General features: G+C 53.4%; 21 protein-coding genes and 1 pseudogene. 11 read left to right on the forward strand and 11 right to left on the reverse strand.

The window, feature by feature from the left end; all coding sequences use genetic code 11:
* Positions 1-72 precede the first annotated feature (72 nt).
* On the reverse strand, positions 73-1,107 hold the full coding sequence (locus ABU178_RS16255; RefSeq protein ID WP_397216773.1) for a ParB/RepB/Spo0J family partition protein: 1,035 nt from the start codon (positions 1,105-1,107) through the stop codon (positions 73-75).
* Positions 1,097-1,969 (reverse strand): ParA family protein, encoded by an 873-nt coding sequence (locus ABU178_RS16260; RefSeq protein ID WP_397216774.1) that lies wholly within the window; start codon positions 1,967-1,969, stop codon positions 1,097-1,099. The genes ABU178_RS16255 and ABU178_RS16260 overlap by 11 nt, the downstream gene beginning before the upstream one ends.
* A 999-nt stretch (positions 1,970-2,968) precedes the next feature.
* Here ABU178_RS16260 and ABU178_RS16265 point away from each other — a divergent pair.
* Entirely contained in the window at positions 2,969-3,703 is a 735-nt protein-coding gene (locus ABU178_RS16265; protein ID WP_397216776.1) for a replication initiation protein, read from the forward strand.
* An 867-nt stretch (positions 3,704-4,570) separates the two neighbouring features.
* Here ABU178_RS16265 and ABU178_RS16270 read toward each other — a convergent pair.
* Positions 4,571-4,732 carry a hypothetical protein gene (locus ABU178_RS16270; RefSeq protein WP_397216778.1) on the reverse strand — a complete coding sequence of 54 codons (162 nt, stop codon included), beginning with the start codon at positions 4,730-4,732 and terminating at the stop codon, positions 4,571-4,573.
* Positions 4,733-5,221: 489 nt separating this feature from the next.
* Here ABU178_RS16270 and vapB point away from each other — a divergent pair, with 489 nt between their 5' ends.
* Together vapB and ABU178_RS16280 are read left to right on the forward strand one after the other, a co-directional pair.
* Entirely contained in the window at positions 5,222-5,455 is a 234-nt protein-coding gene (gene vapB, locus ABU178_RS16275) for a type II toxin-antitoxin system VapB family antitoxin (protein ID WP_397216780.1), read from the forward strand.
* Positions 5,448-5,864 carry a type II toxin-antitoxin system VapC family toxin gene (locus ABU178_RS16280; protein WP_397216781.1) on the forward strand — a complete coding sequence of 139 codons (417 nt, stop codon included), beginning with the start codon at positions 5,448-5,450 and terminating at the stop codon, positions 5,862-5,864. Before vapB ends, ABU178_RS16280 begins: the two co-directional genes overlap by 8 nt.
* 611 nt (positions 5,865-6,475) lie before the next feature.
* Here ABU178_RS16280 and ABU178_RS16285 read toward each other — a convergent pair.
* The gene (locus tag ABU178_RS16285; protein WP_397216783.1) at positions 6,476-7,153 is read right to left on the reverse strand and encodes a LysR substrate-binding domain-containing protein; all 678 of its coding nucleotides are present in this window, start codon (positions 7,151-7,153) and stop codon (positions 6,476-6,478) included.
* Between the two features lie 107 nt (positions 7,154-7,260).
* Positions 7,261-7,371: pseudogene (locus ABU178_RS16290) on the reverse strand (LysR family transcriptional regulator); the annotation flags it as partial.
* A 138-nt stretch (positions 7,372-7,509) separates the two neighbouring features.
* Here ABU178_RS16290 and ABU178_RS16295 point away from each other — a divergent pair.
* The 3 genes from ABU178_RS16295 to ABU178_RS16305 all read left to right on the forward strand — a co-directional run bounded on the left by ABU178_RS16295 (position 7,510) and on the right by ABU178_RS16305 (position 9,936).
* Complete coding sequence (locus ABU178_RS16295) at positions 7,510-7,995, forward strand: (R)-mandelonitrile lyase (RefSeq protein WP_397216785.1); 486 nt, start codon at positions 7,510-7,512, stop codon at positions 7,993-7,995.
* Positions 7,996-8,006: 11 nt separating this feature from the next.
* Positions 8,007-8,756: a carboxymuconolactone decarboxylase family protein gene (locus ABU178_RS16300; RefSeq protein ID WP_397216787.1), complete on the forward strand. Its 750-nt coding sequence runs from the start codon at positions 8,007-8,009 to the stop codon at positions 8,754-8,756.
* A gap of 235 nt (positions 8,757-8,991) precedes the next feature.
* Positions 8,992-9,936: an NADP-dependent oxidoreductase gene (locus ABU178_RS16305; RefSeq protein WP_397216789.1), complete on the forward strand. Its 945-nt coding sequence runs from the start codon at positions 8,992-8,994 to the stop codon at positions 9,934-9,936.
* A gap of 71 nt (positions 9,937-10,007) precedes the next feature.
* On the opposite strand, the gene ABU178_RS16310 is transcribed toward ABU178_RS16305, so the two are convergent.
* Both ABU178_RS16310 and ABU178_RS16315 read right to left on the reverse strand, forming a co-directional pair.
* Positions 10,008-11,456 carry a heavy metal sensor histidine kinase gene (locus ABU178_RS16310; protein ID WP_397216948.1) on the reverse strand — a complete coding sequence of 483 codons (1,449 nt, stop codon included), beginning with the start codon at positions 11,454-11,456 and terminating at the stop codon, positions 10,008-10,010.
* 1 nt (position 11,457) lies between these two features.
* A complete protein-coding gene (locus tag ABU178_RS16315; protein WP_397216791.1) occupies positions 11,458-12,132 on the reverse strand; it encodes a heavy metal response regulator transcription factor in 675 nt (224 codons plus the stop codon).
* A gap of 209 nt (positions 12,133-12,341) precedes the next feature.
* Here ABU178_RS16315 and ABU178_RS16320 point away from each other — a divergent pair, with 209 nt between their 5' ends.
* The 3 genes from ABU178_RS16320 to ABU178_RS16330 are packed head-to-tail and all read left to right on the forward strand — an operon-like array spanning position 12,342 to position 14,389.
* Positions 12,342-12,965, forward strand: coding sequence for a hypothetical protein (locus tag ABU178_RS16320; RefSeq protein WP_397216793.1), 624 nt, complete (start codon positions 12,342-12,344; stop codon positions 12,963-12,965).
* A 25-nt stretch (positions 12,966-12,990) separates the two neighbouring features.
* Positions 12,991-13,632 (forward strand): cytochrome b/b6 domain-containing protein, encoded by a 642-nt coding sequence (locus tag ABU178_RS16325; protein ID WP_397216795.1) that lies wholly within the window; start codon positions 12,991-12,993, stop codon positions 13,630-13,632.
* The gene (locus ABU178_RS16330) at positions 13,625-14,389 is read left to right on the forward strand and encodes a molybdopterin-dependent oxidoreductase (RefSeq protein WP_397216797.1); all 765 of its coding nucleotides are present in this window, start codon (positions 13,625-13,627) and stop codon (positions 14,387-14,389) included. Before ABU178_RS16325 ends, ABU178_RS16330 begins: the two co-directional genes overlap by 8 nt.
* A gap of 405 nt (positions 14,390-14,794) precedes the next feature.
* On the opposite strand, the gene ABU178_RS16335 is transcribed toward ABU178_RS16330, so the two are convergent.
* Genes ABU178_RS16335 through ABU178_RS16350 form a run of 4 tightly spaced genes read right to left on the reverse strand, consistent with a single transcriptional unit; the run spans position 14,795 to position 18,826 of the window.
* Positions 14,795-16,324: an aldehyde dehydrogenase (NADP(+)) gene (locus tag ABU178_RS16335; protein WP_397216799.1), complete on the reverse strand. Its 1,530-nt coding sequence runs from the start codon at positions 16,322-16,324 to the stop codon at positions 14,795-14,797.
* Complete coding sequence (locus tag ABU178_RS16340; RefSeq protein WP_397216800.1) at positions 16,321-16,926, reverse strand: dihydroxyacetone kinase subunit L; 606 nt, start codon at positions 16,924-16,926, stop codon at positions 16,321-16,323. Before ABU178_RS16340 ends, ABU178_RS16335 begins: the two co-directional genes overlap by 4 nt.
* A complete protein-coding gene (locus ABU178_RS16345; protein ID WP_397216802.1) occupies positions 16,923-17,921 on the reverse strand; it encodes a dihydroxyacetone kinase subunit DhaK in 999 nt (332 codons plus the stop codon). Before ABU178_RS16345 ends, ABU178_RS16340 begins: the two co-directional genes overlap by 4 nt.
* Before the next feature lie 47 nt (positions 17,922-17,968).
* Positions 17,969-18,826: an IclR family transcriptional regulator gene (locus ABU178_RS16350; RefSeq protein ID WP_397216803.1), complete on the reverse strand. Its 858-nt coding sequence runs from the start codon at positions 18,824-18,826 to the stop codon at positions 17,969-17,971.
* A 465-nt stretch (positions 18,827-19,291) separates the two neighbouring features.
* Here ABU178_RS16350 and ABU178_RS16355 point away from each other — a divergent pair, with 465 nt between their 5' ends.
* Together ABU178_RS16355 and ABU178_RS16360 are read left to right on the forward strand one after the other, a co-directional pair.
* The gene (locus ABU178_RS16355) at positions 19,292-20,203 is read left to right on the forward strand and encodes a dihydrodipicolinate synthase family protein (RefSeq protein ID WP_397216804.1); all 912 of its coding nucleotides are present in this window, start codon (positions 19,292-19,294) and stop codon (positions 20,201-20,203) included.
* A gap of 85 nt (positions 20,204-20,288) precedes the next feature.
* Positions 20,289-21,641, forward strand: a complete 1,353-nt coding sequence (locus tag ABU178_RS16360) for an MFS transporter (RefSeq protein ID WP_397216806.1) — start codon at positions 20,289-20,291, stop codon at positions 21,639-21,641.
* The last annotated feature ends 1 nt before the right edge of the window (position 21,642 follow it).

Genomic DNA, 21,642 nt, shown 5'->3' on the forward strand with positions numbered 1-21,642 from the left:
GCTTCAGCCATTAATACGTTAATGGAACATGCGATAAGAAGCTTTTAAGCCTCACACCGGCAAAACTCTGTTTTATTTCAGTCCCAGCAGTTTAACTTTTTCAACCTCAACATAGAGCTTACCTTGGGAAGTTGAAACCCAGACCCAGCCGTATTCAGTGGGCGCCTCGTCCAGTAACAGCGTTCCCTCAAGCCCATCAACAGAAACAATCGCTGACAGCTGAATTTTATTTTTCTCCGGCAAAATTTCTGCGCTGTCAGAAAATTTCGCATGCGAAATATTTTCCTGAACAGATTTCTCACGCAGCTCTGTTTTTGGACGTTTAATGCGGGCGAGTTCTTTTTTGACGTGGGCGCGTGTAATGGTTTGCCCGTCATTGATTTTGCTGATCAGCTCATCTGCGCACTGAGAATCTGTCTCGTTGAGCTGAATGAGGTTATAAATGAGCTCCACGTCAGATAGCTTTTTACCTCTGACCAGCGAGCGGATTTTTTCAGGTGCCGCCCCGATACGCATATGCTTGCTGACAAAAGCGGTTGGCTTGCCCAGAGCTTTGGCAATTTCCTCACCACTCATGCCGTATTCACTCTTGAGCTGTTCAAACGCGACAGCAGTTGCAAGGGGTTTCAATCCTGACTGCTGCAGGTTTTCAATAAGCTGCCCCATGATGCGTTGACGCTCATCCCGTGGAGGAGTGCCCACATAGATATCGATAAACTCATCGCCGCGTCGTTTCATTGATCGGACACGTGTAGCGCCGAACCAGACCCGGTATCCTTTCCGGTCTCTTGGAAAGCAACGGGGCGGTGTAAGCGTGCCAAATTCAGAAAGCGAATCGACCATCCCTGACAGGATGTCTTCATCGAAATCCTCCTCGGGGCGAACCTGCTCGACCTCATAAATCTCGTCAGCCCGAACTCTGACTATCTGTCCGGAAGGTTCCATCGCAGGACGGCTAATCTCACTGCGCAGCCGGGATGCTTCCTCATTACCGGCAGGGGCCGGCGTATTGCGTACGGCTACGCTTGCAGCTACCTGGGGCATTGCCGAAGGAATGGCACTGCTTTTCTTTTGCTCCTGCAGCCTTTTTTGAAACTTACTCGCCATGCATGCCTTCCCCTGTCAGCTTGATAATTTTGTTTGTCAGTTCCTGATACTGCACCGCAGGTTTACTGGTCGGTGAGTACTCCCGGATAGTGAGTCCCAGTTCAATAGCCTCTTTCGCCTGATTTTTTACCCAGGATATCAAGCCGAGCACTTTATCTTCGCCGTAATTTTTTTCAGCAAGGATCTCATACAGCCTTCTCAGGTTCTCGGTTTCAACTGCTGTCAGGTAGCCATCAAGCAGGGGCTGCGTGTAACTTTGCACGCTGGCTTGGGTGATATAGGTACCCAAAAACTGTAAGCCGGGATTGTAGTTTTTCTTGATTCGCTGCATGTAGTTGAGCTGCTTGCCCACGCCAATTCGCGAACCTTTTTCCAGCAGGGTAGGGACCAACAGGTAATCGCCCACAACATGAGAAGCAATCAGCAGGTTGTTATAGTCAGGCGCGGAGTCGATAAGGATGTAATCATATTGGCTTCTTAAAGCATCAATGCGGTCTTTGAAATCGAAGACGCAATCCTGCGGACGGTAGTTGATTTCACCCAACTCGTTCGTAGAACCAAAGATATGGCGGCCATCCGGCAACGTTTCTGGTTTCACTTTCGTATCCGGGAAGAACAACTGAAATGCATGCGCTTCGCCCGGCGAAAAAGTGTTACCTAACGGCTCACCATCAATAGTGAGCGGCACACTTCCCGGGAAAATCCTTTCGGTTAAACCAGACGTGCTGTCAAAATCGATTATCAGAGTTTGATAACCCAGCTGCTGCATGTTGTATGAAATCTCATTGGTAGATTGCGTTTTCACCACGCCGCCTTTCTGGTTACCAATGATGATGACCTTTCCTGCCTTCTGACCGTCCATAAACAGACCCTTATTATTTCGCATGCGAAATCTCTATCGCGCATCTGTCCAACTGGTGTTATCGCTGCGCAACCTGAACTGATGACAGGAGTATGCCAGGTCATTGATAGAGAATCAATATTGATTCTCTACATAAGGCATAATTTCGCATGCGAAATTTATTCAGGCAGGAGTGGGATCAGATAGCCGGATGCCTTGATGTCGGCCAATGGCTGAACCGTCTTTATCAGCAGCATATTATCTGTCTGACGGAAGGGAATAACATAGTGACGGTGGCAGAACGTTTGAGCGAAGCAGGGGGGATAAGCCTATTATCGAGAAAGTGGGTGAGTGAAAGTAGGCTCTGCCTGATGCTTGTGGTTTGAATGTTAAAGAATATTTAACATATCTTGAAAAGAATGTAACGACACTAAGTCGCTTTTCCAGCTTTCTCACAAGTCATCAGCATTTCTGTTGCATGTTCTGATCTAGCCGGATAACTTTTCTAGCGCGTTTTTATATGTCGCTCAGGGAAAAGCGCATAGCGAAAGCTTTTTTTTTCAAGGAGTAAGTAGTGCTCGCCGCAGCCCAATGACCGAGCGTAGCGAGTAAATGGGCGAGGAAGCGCAACATCACTGATAACAACGTTTCTGCCTTACGCATTACTTTTAGTAATCGGGCAAAGGGTGTTTTATTTTATCCACTTATACACAGTGTATTTATTAAGATCCTTTTAAGATCTTTTATTCTTTTTAAGATCTTTTAGAGCCCCGCAAACCCTTGTCTCATCTGCTCTCAGAGCCATATGACATGGGTAACACATAAACAAGGTGTGGGGATCTCATCAAGTTCCGATGGGAGACAAGTCAAGTAGATATGGGAAATGCATCTACTTGCTATGGGAAATACATCAAGTTTCTCTGAAGGCTATCCACATGTGGATAACTTGGCCTCAATCGTTGATTTTTTTGATGAACCTGCCATTATGGGCGAATGCTTTTTTACCCACAGGTACAAAGGATGACTACTTCAGAATCAGGCACAGCGCTGAAGCCCTATAAGAAAAGGGCTAACATCAAACAGTCCAATGAATTGACTGAAGCAGCCTATTTCCTGCCGCTTCAGGCTAAGCGTGTTCTGTGGTTATGCCTTCTTCAAACCTATTTCAGTCAGGATTCTGAAGATCTTTCTGATGAGATGCTTCCCTTATTCAATGTCAGCGTGTCGGATTACGTAAAATATTTTAACGTTGCCACAGCGGTGGCCAGCCGTGATGTCAAATCGGGTATCAAAGCCTTAGGGGAATCTACAGTCACTTTTTATCCAAAAGATGGCGAATTTGAAGAGGTTACCCGCCCCTGGCTGTCTGAAGCGGGATTGAAGCGCGGGCGCGGTTCCTGGCAGATTGAATTTAACTACAAAGTGATGCCGTTTCTTGTAGGCCTGTCTTCACAGTTCACTACTTACTCTCTTTATGATTGTGGTCAGTTAAACAGCGTGCGGGTTATTCGACTGTATGAAAGCCTGTGTCAGTTCCGTAGTACAGGAACCTGGATTACGTCTCATGACTGGTTATGCGAGCGATTCATGTTGCCTAAAACGCAGCAAATCAACAAAGCAGAGATGAAACGTACTTTTCTCGAACCCGCCTTAAAGAAAATTAACGACAAAACGCCTCTCAGGGTGAGCTATAAAATTGAAGATGATGGCCGGATGATTTTTAGCGTCTTAGACAAGCCATTAGGCAAACCATGAAAGGTTGTATAACTTTCTGAATAAAATAGAGAATTATCCATTTTTAAATTAAAGAGGGGATTGTTTCTTTATCGATCTGCTCGATTATTCAATTCTCCGCTGTGCCCGTTTCTTGGGTGTCAACAACCTCTCTCAATTTGATGCATTTCCCATTTTTCTTGTCTTCCCGAAAAGTTGATGCATTTCCCATGCTTCCGGTAGCCCCGCAAAGTTGATGTGTTTCCCATACTCCCGGTAGCCCCGCAAAGTTGATGTGTTTCCCATGCTCCCGGTAGCCCCGCAAAGTTGATGCGTTTCCCATACTCCCGGTAACCCCTGAAAATTGATGCGTTTTCCATGCTCCCGGTAGCCCCGGAAAGTTGATGCGTTTCCCATACTCCCGGTAGCCCCGCAAAGTTGATGTGTTTCCCATGCTCCCGCAGGCCCGGAAAGTTAATGCGTTTCCCATATTCCCGGCAGGCTCGCCTAGTTGATGCGTTTCCCATACCCGGCAATCCCCGGGGTGTTGATGCATTTCCCACGCTCCCGGCAGGCCCGGAAAGTTGATGCGTTTCCCATGCTCCCGGCAGGCCCGGAAAGTTGATGCGTTTCCCATGCTCCCGGCAGGCCCGGAAAGTTGATGCGTTTCCCATGCTCCCGGCAGGCCCGGAAAGTTGATGTGTTTCCCAAGCTCCCGGCAGGCCCGGAAAGTTGATGCGTTTCCCATGCTCCCGGCAGGCCCGGAAAGTTGATGCGTTTCCCATGCTCCCGGCAGGCCCGGAAAGTTGATGTGTTTCCCATGCTCCTGGCAGCCCCGGAAAGTTGATGTGTTTCCCATGCTCCCGGCAGCCCCGGAAAGTTGATGCATTTCCCATACGGCCGACAGCCCTAAGAAGTTGATGCGTTTCCCACATTTTTACCGCACAGGTACTTGATGCGTTTCCCATACACCTTACCGGTAGCGGAAGTTAATGTGGTTTCCATATCTGTTTTTGCTGCTAAAGTTGATGCATTGCCCATATCTCCTGCAGGCTTGGAAAGTTGATGCATTGCCCATATCTCCTGCAGGCTTGGAAAGTTGATGTGTTTCCCATATCCCCTGTAGGCTTGGAAAGTTGATGTGTTTCCCATATCTCCTGTAGGCCCGGAAAGTTGATGCATTCCCCATAGTCTCAATAGATCCGAAAAGTTGATGCGTTTCCCATAATTCCTGATCGATCCGGGAAGTTGATGTGTTTCCCATGTTTCAGGCTACAGATAATGACCGGCTACACAAATCCGTTACGACTAACCTTTAAAGCCTCTCCTCGTTACTCGTCATCCAGCGCTCATGATCCGGTTCTATCCTTTTCCGGCTCCCGTCTGAAAAAGAAATAAGCGTAGGTAAAAAATATACATACCTCATGCACATGCAAGTGCATATATATGATCGCTGCATATACGTAACCTGTGCACATACATATACTTAGCCTATGTAAGAGACGCTGCGTTTACGTCTATTTTTCACTGCCCCGGCGGATCCAGGCACTGGAGGCATTTATGAGAACAGTTTCTATTTTTAAAAACGGTAAAAACCGCGCCATCCGTCTGCCTCGCGATCTGGATTTTCAAGGGGTGAGCGAGCTGGAAATCGTCCGGGAGGGAGACAGCCTCATCCTCCGTCCCGTCCGGACAACATGGGGCTCGTTTGCCGGGCTCGAAAAGGCCGACCCGGACTTTATGGCGGAGCGTGAGGACGTTGTCAGTGACGAGGGCGATTTGACCTGTGAATAAGATTTATATGCTGGACACCAACATCTGCTCGTTCATCATGCGCGAGCAGCCGGAGGCCGTGATCAGACGCCTGGAGCAGGCGGTGCTGCGCAACCACCGCATTGTGGTCTCGGCCATCACCGATGCCGAGATGCGCTTCGGGGCGATCGGTAAAAAAGCCTCACCGCGGCACGAGCAGCTGGTTGAGGCATTCTGCGCCCGCCTCGATGCCATTCTCCCGTGGGACCGGGCGGCAATTGACGCGACAACCGGGATAAAGGCCGCACTGGCCGCATCTGGCACGCCGATCGGGCCCAACGACACCGCTATTGCCGGGCACGCCATCGCCGCTGGCGCCGTGCTGGTGACGAATAACACCCGTGAGTTTGAGCGGGTGCCGGAGCTGACGCTGGAAGACTGGGTAAAATAAGTTACAGACGCACTGCCCGGTGTTCTGGCAGTTACGGCAGATTACTGAACAGCCTAAGTCCCCGCGTTTATAAAAATGTGTGCTGGCAGGATGTCCGATGAAGGCAACAGGTGCGCTGTGAGGAAAACGCTCTCTCCTGTTGTGGCCAATGCGGTTTCCCGGCTGACCGGGGAACGTGTCCGTTCAATGCCGCTTTCACGCCTCAAGTTTAGCTGAGTCAACGCAGGTTTCAGGGAATAAACATGAGTTAGTCTGCTCCTTCTTGCCGTCGTGTGTGTGGTGGGAGCAGCAGCAATATGAGCGCTGCGCACGCCGGTATCGGTATTTGAGACGTCCGCCGCCATAAAAGAGCCGGTTTCGGCCGATCTCATCAAACGTGGCGAATATGTTGTCCGACTGGGTGACTGCGTTGCCTGTCACAGTACGCCAGGCAGCGCGTCATTCAGCGGCGGCCTGGCGATGGCCACCGTTTCTATCCTGCCATGCTGTTTCCTTCTTATCAGAACCTGACAGATGAGGATATTCAAGCGCTCTATGCGTTTATGATGCTTACGCGGAACAATATAACCATTTAATTATGAAATGATTATCCTGGATTCTGGCTGCAACTGTCACAGCGCTGGATATCTTAGCGCATTAATAATGTGCGACAGTGCAGGCGCCATCTGACGGCGGCTGGCATAGTAAAGATGGTAGCCCGGGAACAAGGGCCACCAGGCGTCGAGCACCGGAATCAGTTGCCCGCTGTTGATGTGCGGCTGCGCCAAATCCAGCGGAATATAGGCAAACCCCAGCCCATCAAGCGCGCCTTGCAGCATTAATCCGGTGTTGTTAAATACCGCCTGGCCGGTAACGCGTACCGTCAGTGATTTGCCCTGGTTTTCAAAATCCCAGGCATAAAGTCCGCCGTGGGTGGGCAGGCGCAAATTAATGCAGCTGTGAGCGGTTAAATCGGCCGGGGTTTCAGGCAGGGTTTTACCCTCAAGATAGGCGGGCGCGCCCACTACCGCCATTTTGAAGTCGGGTCCGATACGGACCGCAATCATATCTTTATCCACAATATTGCCCACGCGAACGCCCGCATCAAATTGTTGCGCCACAATATCGGTCAGCCCGTAATCGACGCTCAGTTCGGCAATGATATCGGGATACTTTTTCAGCATTTGCTGCAAACGAGGCCAAATCGCTGAAGCGATCGCATGATCGTGCGCCGTAATGCGCACGGTTCCGGCAGGTTTATTGCTGAGCGAGCGCAGGGCGGCGAGTTCAGCATCCAGCTCGCTGAGCATGGGATCCAACGTGTGATAAAGACGCAGGCCCGCTTCGGTGAGCGCAACGCTGCGGTGGTGCGCATCAGCAACCTGATGCCTAATCGCGCTTCCAGCGCGGTTATAGCATGGCTCAGGCCTGAGCGCGATATGCCCAGTTGAGCGGCCGCGCGGGTAAAATTTTTTTCGCGCGCCACCGTTCGGAAGGCGCGCAGATCGTTAAGGTTTTCAAGGCTCATTGTTGAATCATACTCACATACGCATTCTTATTTACCTATCTTATCAACCAATCTCTCGGGATCTAGACTTTGAGATGAAATGATTACACTGCCGCTGTACTGGCATCCCATTCACTGATTCTGATGTCCGGAGCCTGTATGAAGAGATTTGCCGTTGTTGCTTTCTCCCTTGCGCTTTCTGTCTCAGCTATCTCTGCTAAGGAGCATTCTCCCATGATTACCGTATCGCAAAGTGGTGCAAAACCTTCCGTTAAAGGTCCGGCTGACTATTTTACCGGCACCGTACGTATCGACGCGCCGTTCCAGGGCACAGAGCCTGCCCGTGTGGGGGGTGCAACCGTTACCTTTGAGCCCTCAGCACGCACGGCCTGGCATACTCATCCGCTGGGTCAGACGCTGATTGTTACCGCCGGAGTGGGGCGAGTACAGGAGTGGGGCGGTCCGGTGCAGGAAATGCGTCCCGGCGACATCGTCTGGATCCCGGCAGGCGTTAAACACTGGCATGGCGCGGCGCCGGAAAACAGCATGTCTCATATTGCGATTGCTGAAGCCGAAGAAGGCAAAGCGGTGGACTGGTTGGAACACGTTACTGATGAGCAGTACGCATCTTCTGACAAATCATAAGGAACATCGGGATGAGCAAAGGCATTCATTCTGCATTGTTAGTCTGTACTGCACTGACCTCGATGGGCGGCTTTGCTGTTGAGTCATCCGATCCTTACCAGAAAAAGATTGAGACGCAGCGGCAAAAACAGACGCATCCGTTGACGCTTGCGCAAAAAAACATCGCTTTGATTGCGGCCTGGGCCGCAACGGGTGATATCAATCGGCTTAATGCTGCGCTACAGCAAGGTCTGGATGCCGGGCTAAGCATCAGTGACTGTCGGGAAGTTCTGGTGCAACTTTACGCCTATGCGGGATTCCCGCGCAGCCTGAATGCGCTGGGTGAACTGCTGAAAGTGGTCGATGCGCGCCGCACGCAGGGCAAACGGGATACTGCCGGTAAAGAACCGGGTCCGATGCCTTCGCCTGAAGAGATGCTTGCTGTCGGTACACGCAACCAGACGGCTCTGGTTGGCAGCCCGGTAAAAGGTGCGCTGTTTGAATTCGCGCCGGCGATTGACCAGTATCTGAAAGCGCATCTGTTTGGTGATATTTTCGTGCGCGATAATATTGGCTGGAAAAGCCGTGAACTGGCTACCGTGGGCGCGCTGGCGGCAATAAGTGGCGTGGAGTCGCAGCTGAAATCGCACCTGAATATCAGCATGAACGTCGGGTTAAGTCTGGCACAGCTTGCTGAACTCGGTCCGTATTTCAGAGAACAGGGCAACGAAGCAGCGGCACAGCGCCTTGATGCTGTGCTGGCTTCACTTACCCAATCTTAAAACGCATCAGCCGCGCCGGGCTCTGTCCCGGCGCGTTTCTGTTTATTGAAATCCGCCCGCATGTTGCTCTGAACCGGCGGATGCTCACCCCGCCTGTTCTCGCCATCAAGCGTGATCTCTCCAGCATGAATTGTTCCGGTTTCAGAAGCCTGGCTGACTATAGTGACGTTAACGTCGGCATATTTTCCTTGCCGTTCAATTCCTGTACATAATGTTTAAACAATGAGGGCCAGGCATGAAAGCGATTGGATTAATGACACCGGGTGGACCCGAAGTGCTGAATATTGTTGATCTGCCGCCAGTCAGCGCAGGTCCTGGTCAGGTCAGGGTTAAAGTTGTCGCCGTAGCGGTCAACCCAACCGATTTACTGCTCAGAAATGGCGCATTTTCAGCCGCGCAGGAAACGCAGTCGCGCCCGCTGGTGCCGGGAATGGACATCGCAGGCATTGTTGACGAAGTAGGCGCGAACGTGGAGACCAATATTCATGTGGGCGATCGCGTTATGGGCATTGTGGTTCCCGAAGGAAGTTATGGCGCTTACCGGCAACAAATCGTGCTGGATGCGCGCTCTGTTGCGCTGGCGCCTCAGAGTAAAACCCTGTATGAAGCCAGTACGATAGCGATGAACGGGCTTACCGCCATCATGTCGCTGGATCTACTGAACCTTCAGCCGGGACAGACGCTTGCTGTTACCGGGGCGGCAGGCATCTATGGCGGATACGTTATACAACTGGCAAAACACCGGGGTTTAACCGTTATTGCTGATGCGGCAGCGAAAGATGAGGAACGCGTCAGGCGCTATGGCGCGGATATTGTGGTGCCAAGAGGGGATGATGTCGCCAGTCACATTCGTCATTATTTTCCACAGGGTGTAGATGGCCTGGCCGATGGTGCCGTGCTCAATGAACGGGCCATTCCTGCGGTCAAGGATGGAGGGAGTTTTACGTCGGTCCGTTTATATGAAGGCAACGGCGCGCGCGACATTGCCTTCAGCAAAACCTTTGTCGGCGATTATTGCTATCATACCGACGCGCTTAATAGCTTAACGCAATATGTCGATCAGGGCATTTTAACCCCTGAGGTGGCCGCGTTGTTTAAACCGGAAGAGGCGGCGGAAGCACACCGGCTGCTGGAAAAAGGAGGCGTCCGGGGCCGCTTCGTTATCCGGTTTGACGAATAATCAGCGCATCCCTTAACCGGCGTTTTACCGCTGCTGATATCAAGGCGTGCTGGAAACAGCAGCGGAGTACGTTAAGAAGGTTGACGATCAGGATCAGAACTTGGACCAGGAAATGACAACGTGAATCGGGTCTCTCCCTGGTCCGAGCTTGTTACCTTAACACTGCCTTGATGTAACGCCATAATGGCCTGAACGATAGATAATCCGAGGCCGCTGGAACTGCCCCCTTCGCTGCGGGATGAGTCGGCCCGGTAGAAGCGGTCGAACAGTTTATCCAGCATTTCTGGCGGCACAGGATTGCCCTGACTGGTCACATGAATATCTATGCCTTTCGCCTGCGGCCGCGCGCTAATCGTAATGGTGCTGCCTTCGCGCCCGTAGCGTACCGCATTGGCGACTAAATTGCTGACAGCACGCTGGAACAGCATGGTATCAGCATACACAACGCCTTTAACTGCACACTCCAGAATCATTTGCCGCTCTTCGGCCAGACCTTCAAAATATTCCTGAACGCGGGTAATTTCAGCGGCAACATCAATCCTGGCGATGGTTAACACTGAGCGGGCATTGGACGCTCTGGCCAGGAACAGGATGTTTTCCACCAGCCGCGAAATACGTTCCAGCACTTCCATATTGTTCGCCAGTAAGGTTTCATACTCTTCCACCGAACGTGGCTGATACAGCGCCACCTGACAATGTCCCATCAGCGCACCCACCGGGGTACGGATTTCATGCGCCAGGTCAGCGGAGAATTGCGTCAGACGCTGATAGCCTTCGGCCAGCCTTTCCAGCATATCGTTGAAAGAGATAATAAGCTGCTGTAGTTCTCTGGGCGCATTCTCTGTACTGAGTCGGGTAGAAAGGCTGGCTGGATGGATTTTTGTTGCCTCCTGCGCCATCTTGCGCAGCGGTCTTAATCCCCGGCGGAGCACCAGATAGCCGAGCGTGGCAATCAGTAAATAAGCAAAAAGCACGGCGCCAATAATTTTCCAGCGGAACGTTTCCAGCAGACGAGACTCTTCGGTCATAAAATGCGCGCCGGTAATTTCTACCATTCTCCCATCCTTAATCTGCACGTCTGCACGAGCAAAACGCACCGGCGTTCCATCAGGCGCCATCAGATGATGTACTGTTTCCAGGGTCAGCGGCTGGCCGTCAGGCACAGGCGCCACTGGCGGCAATACCAATTGCGCAGGGTTGACGTTAATCAATGGCGGCTGGCCTGCCAGACGGAAGGTCAAAATATCTCGCTCATTACCGAGCATATTTTCAAACAGACCGGGGTTATGACTCAGTTGCGATAAAGGGAATTCATTCGCCAGCAGATGGCGGAAATACTGAACGCGTCCGCTGACCTGATAATCAGCACGACGCATCAGCTCTTTACCCATCGAATAATAGAGATAAAATCCGACGCTGCTGATAACCAGAGAGGCGATAAACGCAAACAGTAACGTCGCCCGCAACGTCAGGGAGATCGCCCCTTTTGACACGGGCTGGCGGGAGTTTTCCTTTCTCATATTAGTCATTGCGTACTTCACAAACGTAGCCAATGCCACGTACGGTATGGATCAGTTTCACCTCAAAGGCGCGATCCACTTTGGCACGCAGACGCTTAATCGCGACATCCACAACGTTAGTATCACTGTCAAAATTCATGTCCCAGACCTGCGACGCAATCATTGTGCGCGACAGTACTTCGCCTTCGCGGCGCATCAAGAGCTGTAACAACATAAATTCTTTGTTGGTCAATAAGATAGTCTGATCCTGACGGGTTACGCGGCGGCGCAGCGCATCCAGATTCAGATCGGCTATAGAATAGGTGTCCGGCTCCCGTGCCGTCGGGCGACGCAACAGAGTCCGGATACGCAGCACCAGCTCGGTAAAAGAAAAAGGTTTGATCAAATAGTCATCAGCGCCCAGCTCCAGTCCGTGAATACGATCCTGCACGTCGTCACGCGCTGTCAGGAACAGAACCGGCACATCGCTTTTTTTACGCAGCACTTCCATCACTTGCCAGCCATCAAGGCCGGGCAGCATGACATCGAGGATAATCGCGTCATAGCCTTCCTCCAGCGCTAAAAACAGGCCATCGGCGCCGTTGCGTGCCAAATCAACGCGGTAACCGGCTTCCGTCAGCCCTTTTTTCAGGTAGTTGCCAGTGCTGACATCATCTTCTATCACGAGTATCCGCATTCAGGCCCCCGACGCCGCACGATTACATGCAAAAAATAATTTGAGGAAAGTTTATCAGTTTCAACAACGCCCTTTGATGACATTTTTGTCATCAATTTGTCATCGACCAATGCCGGTAGATCGTTCACTCTGAGACAAGGCATCCATCACTGGAAACAGCAGTGATTCATATAAATTTTTGAACGACATCAAACAATGGAGGATTAATAATGAATACGCCGACACGCCTTGCAGGTTTATTACTCGGTTCTCTGCTGATGTGCAGTGGAGCGACATCGGCTCTCGCTGCTGATAACGTAATTAAACCCACACGTGGAACCATTGATTCAGTTAATGATACATCTCTGCATATCACGACCCGTCAGGGTGATAAGCTCGATGTTAAGCTGACCGACAAGACCCGCATCAACTCGGTCACTAAAGGCCAAATCAGCGACATTAAAACCGACAGCTTTATCGGTACTGCCGCCGTGCCGCAGGCGAACGGCACGCTGAAAGCGCTGGAAGTGCATGTATTTGCACCGAGCCTGCGCGGCTCAGGCGAAGGCTTTAATCCGTTTGAATCGGCTGATGGCAAAATCAACACGATGACCAACGGTACGGTGGGCAAACTGGTGAACAGCAACGGACGCACGTTAACCGTAAAATATCACGACGCTCAAAAAACCGTTGTCGTCCCGGATGACGTCCCGGTTGTCCTGCTGACGCCTGGCGATCGCAGCCTGCTGAAACCTGGCGCTAAAATTGTCCTGTTCGCAATGAAAGATGACAAAGGCGATTTAGTCGCACGGGGTATTTCTGCCGGCAAAGATGGCGTGACGCCACCCATGTAACAGGACGGATAAGCAGGAGTATTGTGTGAAACCTCAGCGATCTTCGCATCAAAAACGCAGAGTCCACTTATGGCCTGTACGCCTTTGTCACTGGGTTAACCTTCTGGCAATGATCGGCATGGTGATGAGCGGCTGGGGGATATATAACGCCGATCCCCTTTTCACATTTACTTTTCCCCAAAATGCCACGCTCGGCGGCTGGCTGGGCGGTAACATCGCCTGGCATCTTGCTGTGATGTGGTTGCTGGTTGCTAATGCCCTGTTTTATCTGATCTGGGGAATTTACAGCGGTCATTTCACACAGAATTTTTTCCCGTTTTCTCCCCGCGCTGTCTGGCGCGATACGGTGCGCGCGCTGACATTCCATCTGCCCCATAAACTGGGGCAGTACAATGCTGTCCAAAAACTGATGTACAGCGGTGTTTTATTGTTAGGGGTTCTGCTGGTGTTATCAGGATTGTCTATCTGGAAACCGGTGCAGTTCAGCTTATTGGTATGGTTATTCGGCGGGTTCGATATTGCCCGATATGTACACTTTTTTGCTATGGGCGGCGTGATGCTGTTTGTGGTCATTCATGTCCTGATGGTATTGCTGGTCCCCAAAACTTTTGTTGCGATGATTACCGGCGGCACGGCAATGAATAAAGAGGAAAAGGTCGATGAGTGATCAATCCCGACGGCCAAAAATTATTCTTGAACCCGACCAGCGAAAAAAACTGGTGAATATTCAGCGTCGATTATTGCTGCGCTCCGGGCTGACGCTGGGTGCTGTTTCCATGCTGACCGGATGCAATTTGCAGGACGGAGACGAAGTCGACAAAGTGCTGTGGGCGATGTCGCGCTGGAATGATCGTGTGCAAAGTTGGTTATTCAGCGGGCAAAAGCTTGCGCAAACTTACCGCGAAGATCAAATTACCCAGCCGTTTCGCTTTAATGCCTATTACCCGGAATATAATGTGCCGGAAATCGACGTCCCGAATTACCGGCTGGAAGTCTCCGGTCTTGTACAAAAGAAAGCGTCATGGACGCTGGAGCAGCTCCAGCGTCTGCCCCAGGAAAGCCAGATCACGCGGCTTATTTGTATTGAAGGGTGGAGCGCTATTGGTCAGTGGCGAGGCGTGCAGCTTAAAACCTTTTTACAGCACATCGGGGCGGATCTGACCGCTAAATATGTCGGATTTAAATGCGATGACCGCTATTACTCCAGCATTGACATGGAAACAGCGTTGCATCCACAAACCATTTTGGCATTGGATTTTGGCGGCAAACCTTTGCCTCCCGATTTCGGCTATCCGCTGCGTTTGCGCATGCCGACTAAACTGGGCTTTAAAAATGCCAAACATATCGGCGCCATTTTCGTCACCAATAACAATCCGGGCGGTTATTGGGAAGATCAGGGTTATAACTGGTTTAGCGGGATTTAATACTGCATTCGCCTGTTGTATCTGGCTTAGTATGAAATAGTAAAGATCTGCCCTTGTTGGTTATTTACTGTGAGTCGCGGCGGTGGTAGCGCAGACGCTATCGCGATACAACGCGCTCAATATGAGTTATGTCTGGCACAGTGGTGTGCGATTACCGAGAGGAAGGCATTGCTCACAGGGCTACAAACCGAGGGTAAATCCCTTTCGACGCCGCCGCTGCGCGTCGTCTTTTTTATTTTTCCTTCAGGCCGTTTTGCAAAACTTGCTGCCGGGTTGGGCATGATAGTCTTGTGTTCCCTCGGGCTCTCACCGCGCATCATGAAATGCGATCTATACAGTGAACTATCGGGATCAGGCTTCGCAATCCACTCATGAAAAGCGGCGACAACATTTGTCGCCTTCGTCTCAATGTTGCACCGATGGCGGCAGCAGCGCGGCAGGTAAGTCCTGATAGCAAACCGGGCGCAGGAAGCGCTGAATCGCCGCTGCGCCAACGGATGTGGTGCGCGCATCGCTGGTGGCGGGGAAGGGGCCACCGTGCACCATAGCGTAGCCAACATCCACGCCGGTGGGGAAGCCGTTGGCGAGAATGCGTCCTGCACGCTGCTCCAGCAGCGGCAACAGTTCTGCGGCGAGTGGTTGGTCCTGCGCGTCCAGATGCAGCGTAATCGTCAGTTGTCCCTGCAGCGCCCGCAGCGCCGCCCGCAGCTCCGCCTGGCTGGCGCAGCGTACCAGCAGCGATACCGGGCCAAACACTTCGTTTTGCATACGCGGCTCATTAATAAAATCATGCGCGCTGACGCTGAGCAACTGTGGTTGCCCCTGGTTCGCCCCGGTTTTTTCCTGGCCATACATCAAATGTTGCACGCCACTCAGCGCTGCCAGCGCCGCAGCATGTTGCGCGCAGGCCTGAGCAATGGCTGGCGTCAGCATGGTAGCGCTGGGTTTCTGGCGTACCGCCTCACAGGCGTGCTGCACAAACCGATCAAAATCCGCGCCGTCCAGTGCAAAAACAATGCCGGGATTGGTACAGAATTGACCACAGCCGAGCGTCAGCGAATCCACAAAGCCCTGCGCCAGGGACGCGGCTCGCTGTTGCAACGCGGCGGGCAGCAGCAGCAGCGGATTGATACTGCTCATCTCGGCATAGAGTGGTATCGGCACCGGGCGCTGCTGCGCCAGCTTCAGCAGCGCTAAGCCGCCTGTACGTGAGCCGGTAAAGCCAACGGCGCAGATCGCTGGATGTTTTACCAGCGCGCTACCACTCTGGGCTGATACGCCGTGCAGCAGCGAAAATACTCCCTCCGGCAGTTCACACTGCGCAACCGCTTCAGCAACCGCGCCCGCCACTAATTCACTGGTGCCGGGATGCGCCGGATGCGCTTTCACCACCACCGGACAACCCGCCGCCAGCGCCGAGGCTGTATCGCCGCCCGCCACAGAAAAAGCCAGCGGAAAGTTGCTGGCGCCGAATACGGCCACCGGGCCAAGCGCAACCTGACGCTGACGCAGATCGGGGCGGGGAAGCGGTTTACGATTCGGCAGCGCGTTTTCGATAATCACGCCCTGAAACGCGCCGTTCTCCACCACGTCGGCAAACATATTGAGCTGACCGATGGTGCGCCCGCGCTCGCCTTCAATACGCCCGCGCGGCAGCGCGGTTTCCTGCATTGCACGTTCAATCAGCGCATCGCCGAGCGCCAGAATATTTTTGCCAATCTGGCGCAGAAAGCGTGCGCGTTGCCTTAAATCGAGGCTACTGTAAACAGTAAACGCACCGGTGGCCAGCTGGCAGGCAGCATCAATTTGCGAGGCATCGGCTTCATAAAATAGCGGATCCAACGCGCGATCCTGTTGCGGGTCGATGGCCTGAAACGCCTGCGCGCCGCCGCGCTGTCGTTGTGCGCCGATGAGCAGTTCTCCATTCAGCATCATGATTTTTCCTCCGTTAGTGATTCAACCAGGCGCAACAGCGCCACCATGCCGGGATCGTCCATCCCCTGCGATTTCTCAGCGAACATCCGCGCACGTCCCATGCGGTTTGGCAGCGGTCGAAAGCTGTCGAGCGCCGCTTGCATGCTGCGGCGCAGCTCGCCTGGGTGTGCAGGCTTTTCCAGCGTTTCAGCCAGCGCCTGCAGACCGTCAAGTACAGTTTTATCACCAGGGATCGCGCCGCCTCGCTGCGCCAGCGTATCAATTATCTGATGCAATAAGGTGGCCATCTCCGGGCGCGTCAGCGCGGTTTTGTCGCTACTGAATTTGCTGGCGACGATCAGCGCCTGCGCCAGTAAGGTGCCAAAACTGGAGCCAGACGCCTGCATACAGGCCCTGGCGGCTACGCGAAATATTTCGCTAAGTCCGGTATCCGGCAAGAGATCCTGCAATGCCGCGCCAGTCAGCTGCGCGCATTTTTCAAGCGTGGCGCCGAGATCGCCATCGCCAAGCTGTCCGTCGAGTACATTGAGTTCGGCGGTGAAACCCGGTATCTGCGCGCAGACATGGCGCAACTGGTTGAGAAGTTCAGCAGAAGCGATCATGGCTGGCTCCAGAAAGGGCTTGAGGCGGGCGCGCGTAGCAGCGTTTCAAGCTCGTTATCGAGTGCGCACAGGCTAAGGGAAAATCCGCTCATCTCCATTGAGGTAGCGTAGCGGCCAATCAGCGGCTCCGTCAGTAATACCTGGCGGTCCGCCATGCGCTGCGCAACACTGCGATAGATAATGTAAAGCTCCTCAAGCGGGGTGGCGCCCAGGCTATTGACCATCACGCTTACGCGTTCGCCGCGCCCGGCAGGGACTTCTTCGAGCAGGCGATCCAGCATTTCATGGGTCAGCGCCTCAGCGGAGCGCATCTCACCGCGCCAGATGCCGGGTTCGCCGTGAATACCCATACCGAAGGCAATTTCGCTGTTATCAAGAGTAAAGGCGGGCGTACCGGATTCCGGCACGATACAGGGCGAGAGCGCCACGCCAATGGAGCGCACTGCGCTCACGGTTTTCTGCGCCGTAGCAGTGACTTCCGCCAGGCTGGCACCGGCAGCGGCTTTGGCTCCTGCCATTTTATATGCGTAGACCAGGCCAGCCACGCCGCGCCGCTTGTGCGCTTCCTGCTGCGGCGCGCTGGCAACATCATCAGTCATGCGCACCTGTGCGATCTCCATGCCTTCAAGTTCGGCCATTTCAGCCGCCATTTCGAAATTCATGCGGTCGCCGCCATAGTTGCCATAAAGCTGTAAAACGCCCGCGTCCTGATGGCTTGCCTGCATTGCCGTTAGGCAATCGGCAACGCGCGGCCCGGCAAATACATTGCCAATCGCGCAGGCATCGACCAGTCCGGCACCGACATAGCCGTGGAACAGAGGAAGGTGGCCGGATCCGCCGCCAGTGACAATCGCGACTTTAGGATCGCCCTGCGGTACGCGCGTCAGCACGCGGCCGCTGTCGCCGAGGCGTTGATAGTGATGGGGATGAGCGGCGCACAGGCCGTCCAGCATCTCGTCGACATAGCGTTGGGGGTCGTTGCAAATTTTCTTCACTCTGCTTCTCCTGTAGCCAGGCGACGCCCCCTTTGCTACGTGCTGCTCTACTCGGGCAGCGCGGGGTGAGCGCCGTGGTGGGTTGCGATATGACCTGCTGCTGCCGGGCGAAGTGGATTCCACCCCAGCTCCAGCGAAATTTTGTTGGCCATCTCTATTACCAGGCCGGAAAGACCTTCGAGACGCGCCAGCGGGAGACGCTCAGCCGCTCCCGATACGCTAATGGCGGCAAATACCTGACCGTTAGCTGCCCGCACCGGCGCGCCGATGCAGTGCACGTTGAGTTCATTCTCCTGCAAATCCAGCGCATAACCGCGTTCACGGATCCGCGCCAGCTCCGCTTCCAGCGCCTCGCCGTCGGTGATGGTATAGGCGGTGCGCTGCGGCAGCGAGTCGGCGATGATCTTGTGAATCAGCTGCGGCGGCTGCCAGGCGAGAAACGCTTTTCCCACGCTGGTACAGTGCACCAGTGCCGCCTCAATGCGGGTAATAGTGGTATTACCTGTGCTGGTCATCTCCTGACGTTCTACAAACGCCATCTGCGCGCCATCGAATATGCACATGTGCGTGCTTTCGCCGGTTATCAGCTGTAGCTGGGCGGCATAAGGGCGTGCATGGCTGTCGAGATCCAGGTTCTGGATAACCAGATTGCCAAGTTGGAACAACTTCATGCCTAGTTTGTAGGTTTCTCGCTTGCCGTTTTGTTCCAGCAAGCCAATATCGCGTAGCGATGACACCAGACGATGCGTGGTAGCGCGGGGTAATCCCGTGCGCATAGCGATTTCCGCAGGCGTCAGGTTGGCGTCGCGCCGCGAAAAACACTCCAGAATTTGCAGTACTTTAGTCAGGCTCTTAATGGACGCCTGATTCAGTTTGTCGGCCTCGGTTTCGCCGTTTGTACTCATACCCACCTCAAAAATCAGCAACAGAGAAAGGTGAACTACACCCGTTCAGCACCCGGTATCCGTCATGCTTGTTCTCATACTAAGATGCTTGCACCAGAATAACGCTTTTCTACGGGGATGCCACCCAATCTTCTGTTGCGATACGTCTTTATCTCATATTGTGGGATATGTATGATAATATGTGTTAATTAATCCTTGTTGTACAGCGGTCAACGCCCTCATCATTCATGCTGATCTAAGCCTGGTGCAGAGCATTTTGTCGTTTTAACTATTAAATTTCAATAACTTGTGTGGTTCTCTTGAGATAATCAAAGATTGATGGTCTGTATGATTTTTGTTCTTGATATGTGATCTTAATTCCACAATAAGAGATTTAATGTTGAATAAATAACTTTTGTCTCACATTAATTGATTAGCGCGAACTGTTATCGCCTTAATCCGCCTCTTTACAGACAGGAGCAGAAAATGAGTCAGCAGATTGAAAGCCAGGCCAAAGAATTAAAAACCAAACTGCGTGGCGTACTACCGCCGATCACCATGCCGTTTAACGCCCAGGGCGAGCTGGTGCGCGGCGGCCTGAAAGAGCAAATCGACTTTATTATTGATTCCGGCGCCAGCGCGATTGTGGTGGGCGGCAGCACCGGCGAGGGACATACGCTGTCGGACGAAGAGTTTCGCCAGGCGATGCATGAAGCTTGGGAGGCCAATAATGGCCGCGTGCCGTTCGTCGCCGGGCTTATCGTCAACAGCACGCGTCAGGCCATTGCCCGTGTGAAAATGCTGGAGGGAATGAAGCTGGATGCGCTACAGGTCACGCCGGTGCACTACCTGTTTAAGCCGGACGACGACGCTACGGTCCGGCACTTTCGCGAAATCTATGAAGCGACGCAGATTCCAATTCTTATCTACAACGTGATCCCCTGGAACTACCTGAGCCTTGAGCTGATGAAACGCATTATGGACGAGGTACCGGGCGTGGTGGGCATGAAGCAGAGCGGTGGCGACCTGAAATCCGTCTCCGATCTGCTGCTGCGCTGTCCGGAAAAAATCATTGTAAGCGGCGTTGATGCGCTGCTCTATCCGGGCTTTGCCATTGGCTGTCAGGGTGCTATCTCGGCATTGACCAGCGCTGTGCCGTCAGTGGTGACGAAGTTGTTCAAGGCGGTGGAGGAGAACGACCACGCCACGGCGCGTGATATCCATTTCCGCCTGAGCGATCTGTGGAGCGAGCTTCCGCACGACAATCTGCCAGCCTGCGTTAAATACATCCAGAGCCTGCAGGGCGTTACCCTCTACCAGCCGCGTCCGCCAATGCAGCCGGTAAGCGATGAACTCAAAGCCAATATTAAAGCGGCATTCGACCGTCTGATGCGCTGATTAATATGTCCCGCGTCGCGGCGGGAAATTATAAAAAAATCACGCCACGGCCCGCCTAAAACGGGCGTGGCGGAGGTGCAGAAAGATGAAATTTGACCACTCCCCTACAATCGAAAACGTGCAGCGCGACGCTGCAGAAACATCACGGGAAATTACCCGCCACGTGGTGCGGCCAAAGCATCATCTGCGCTGGGCGATCGTTAGCATCATTATTCTGTTGACCATAACCAACTACCTCGATCGCGGCAATCTGTCAGTGGCGGCACCGCAAATTATGCAGGATCTCGGCATCAGCCACGCGATGATGGGTGTGATTTTATCAGCGTTTGTCTGGCCCTACGCCATTATGAACCTGCCGACCGGCTGGGCGGTGGATCGCTTTGGCGTCAAAATGCTGCTGGCGCTGGCGGCGGGTTTGTGGTCGCTGGTGGCGGTGTTAACCGGCTTTTCGCGCAGCGTCGGGACTTTTATCGGCCTGCGCGTCGCGCTTGGCGTCAGCGAAGCGCCGCTGTTTCCCGGCGCGCTGAAAGCTACTGATACGTGGTTTCCCGATCGCGAAAAAGCCGCGGCTACCAGCGCCTATATCGCTGCCACGCAGGTGGGATTAGCGCTGGCGCCGCCGCTCTCTACGTTGTTGATGGCGGCGTTTGGCTGGCCGGCGATGTTTATCATCATGGGACTGATTGGCTTTGTAGCGCTGGTGGGATGGCTGGTGCTTTACCGCGAGCCGGAGAAACATCCCTGGCTGCACAAAGATGAACTGCGCTACATCCGTGAAGGTCAGGCTACCGCGCAGCAGGCGGCGGATGCGCCGCGCGTCACGGTGCGCGAGTGGAGCAAGCTGTTTAAGCACGCGTCGGTCTGGTACATGGTTATTGGCGGTTTTTGTCTGCAATATGTGTTCTGGTTTTATATCGGCTGGCTGCCGACGTATCTGCAGCAGGCGCAGGGCTTCACGCTGAGCCACGCGGGCTGGCTGTCGGCGTTGCCCTATATTGCAGGCGGCGTGGCGGTGCTGGTTGGTGGGCGCTTCTCCGACCGGTTGGTGAGTAAGGGTTTCAATCCGTTTCACGCACGACGTTACACTATTGCCGGTGCGGCGCTGCTCACGGCGGGGGCGATGTTTGTCACCGCGCTGATTAACGGTCCCGCGCTGGCGGTGGTAATGCTAACGCTCGGCATGTTCACCTACAGCCTGTCGTCGGGCAATTACTGGACGCTGGCCGCTGAAGTGGTTACCACCAAAAAATGGGTGGCGTCGGTGGGCAGTATTCAGAATTTTGGCGGCTTTCTTGGCGGGGCCTTTGCGCCCGTGGTCACCGGGATTGTTGTGGATCATTTTGGCGGGTTTGTGCCAGCGCTGATGCTGGCCGGATTTATGGCGCTGATTTCGGCTGGCATGTATGGCCTGGCGCTACGTCATCGTCTGCCGGTCTGAT

The sequence above is a fragment of the Pantoea osteomyelitidis genome (assembly GCF_044342975.1).
Classification (GTDB): Bacteria; Pseudomonadota; Gammaproteobacteria; order Enterobacterales; family Enterobacteriaceae; genus Pantoea; species Pantoea osteomyelitidis.

Bases quoted from the DNA above. Each gene is read 5' to 3' on its own strand.
- ABU178_RS16335 (WP_397216799.1), bottom strand. From the start codon at position 16,324: ATGATGCTGAATGGAGAACTGCTCATCGGCGCACAACGACAGCGCGGC.
- ABU178_RS16285 (WP_397216783.1), bottom strand. From the start codon at position 7,153: ATGCTCAGCGAGCTGGATGCTGAACTCGCCGCCCTGCGCTCGCTCAGC.
- ABU178_RS16320 (WP_397216793.1), top strand. From the start codon at position 12,342: ATGAATACGCCGACACGCCTTGCAGGTTTATTACTCGGTTCTCTGCTG.
- ABU178_RS16310 (WP_397216948.1), bottom strand. From the start codon at position 11,456: ATGAGAAAGGAAAACTCCCGCCAGCCCGTGTCAAAAGGGGCGATCTCC.
- ABU178_RS16340 (WP_397216800.1), bottom strand. From the start codon at position 16,926: ATGATCGCTTCTGCTGAACTTCTCAACCAGTTGCGCCATGTCTGCGCG.
- ABU178_RS16355 (WP_397216804.1), top strand. From the start codon at position 19,292: ATGAGTCAGCAGATTGAAAGCCAGGCCAAAGAATTAAAAACCAAACTG.
- ABU178_RS16300 (WP_397216787.1), top strand. From the start codon at position 8,007: ATGAGCAAAGGCATTCATTCTGCATTGTTAGTCTGTACTGCACTGACC.
- ABU178_RS16255 (WP_397216773.1), bottom strand. From the start codon at position 1,107: ATGGCGAGTAAGTTTCAAAAAAGGCTGCAGGAGCAAAAGAAAAGCAGT.
- ABU178_RS16330 (WP_397216797.1), top strand. From the start codon at position 13,625: ATGAGTGATCAATCCCGACGGCCAAAAATTATTCTTGAACCCGACCAG.
- ABU178_RS16260 (WP_397216774.1), bottom strand. From the start codon at position 1,969: ATGGACGGTCAGAAGGCAGGAAAGGTCATCATCATTGGTAACCAGAAA.
- ABU178_RS16350 (WP_397216803.1), bottom strand. From the start codon at position 18,826: ATGAGTACAAACGGCGAAACCGAGGCCGACAAACTGAATCAGGCGTCC.
- ABU178_RS16360 (WP_397216806.1), top strand. From the start codon at position 20,289: ATGAAATTTGACCACTCCCCTACAATCGAAAACGTGCAGCGCGACGCT.
- ABU178_RS16305 (WP_397216789.1), top strand. From the start codon at position 8,992: ATGAAAGCGATTGGATTAATGACACCGGGTGGACCCGAAGTGCTGAAT.
- ABU178_RS16265 (WP_397216776.1), top strand. From the start codon at position 2,969: ATGACTACTTCAGAATCAGGCACAGCGCTGAAGCCCTATAAGAAAAGG.
- vapB (WP_397216780.1), top strand. From the start codon at position 5,222: ATGAGAACAGTTTCTATTTTTAAAAACGGTAAAAACCGCGCCATCCGT.
- ABU178_RS16295 (WP_397216785.1), top strand. From the start codon at position 7,510: ATGAAGAGATTTGCCGTTGTTGCTTTCTCCCTTGCGCTTTCTGTCTCA.
- ABU178_RS16315 (WP_397216791.1), bottom strand. From the start codon at position 12,132: ATGCGGATACTCGTGATAGAAGATGATGTCAGCACTGGCAACTACCTG.
- ABU178_RS16270 (WP_397216778.1), bottom strand. From the start codon at position 4,732: ATGCATCAACTTTCCAAGCCTGCAGGAGATATGGGCAATGCATCAACT.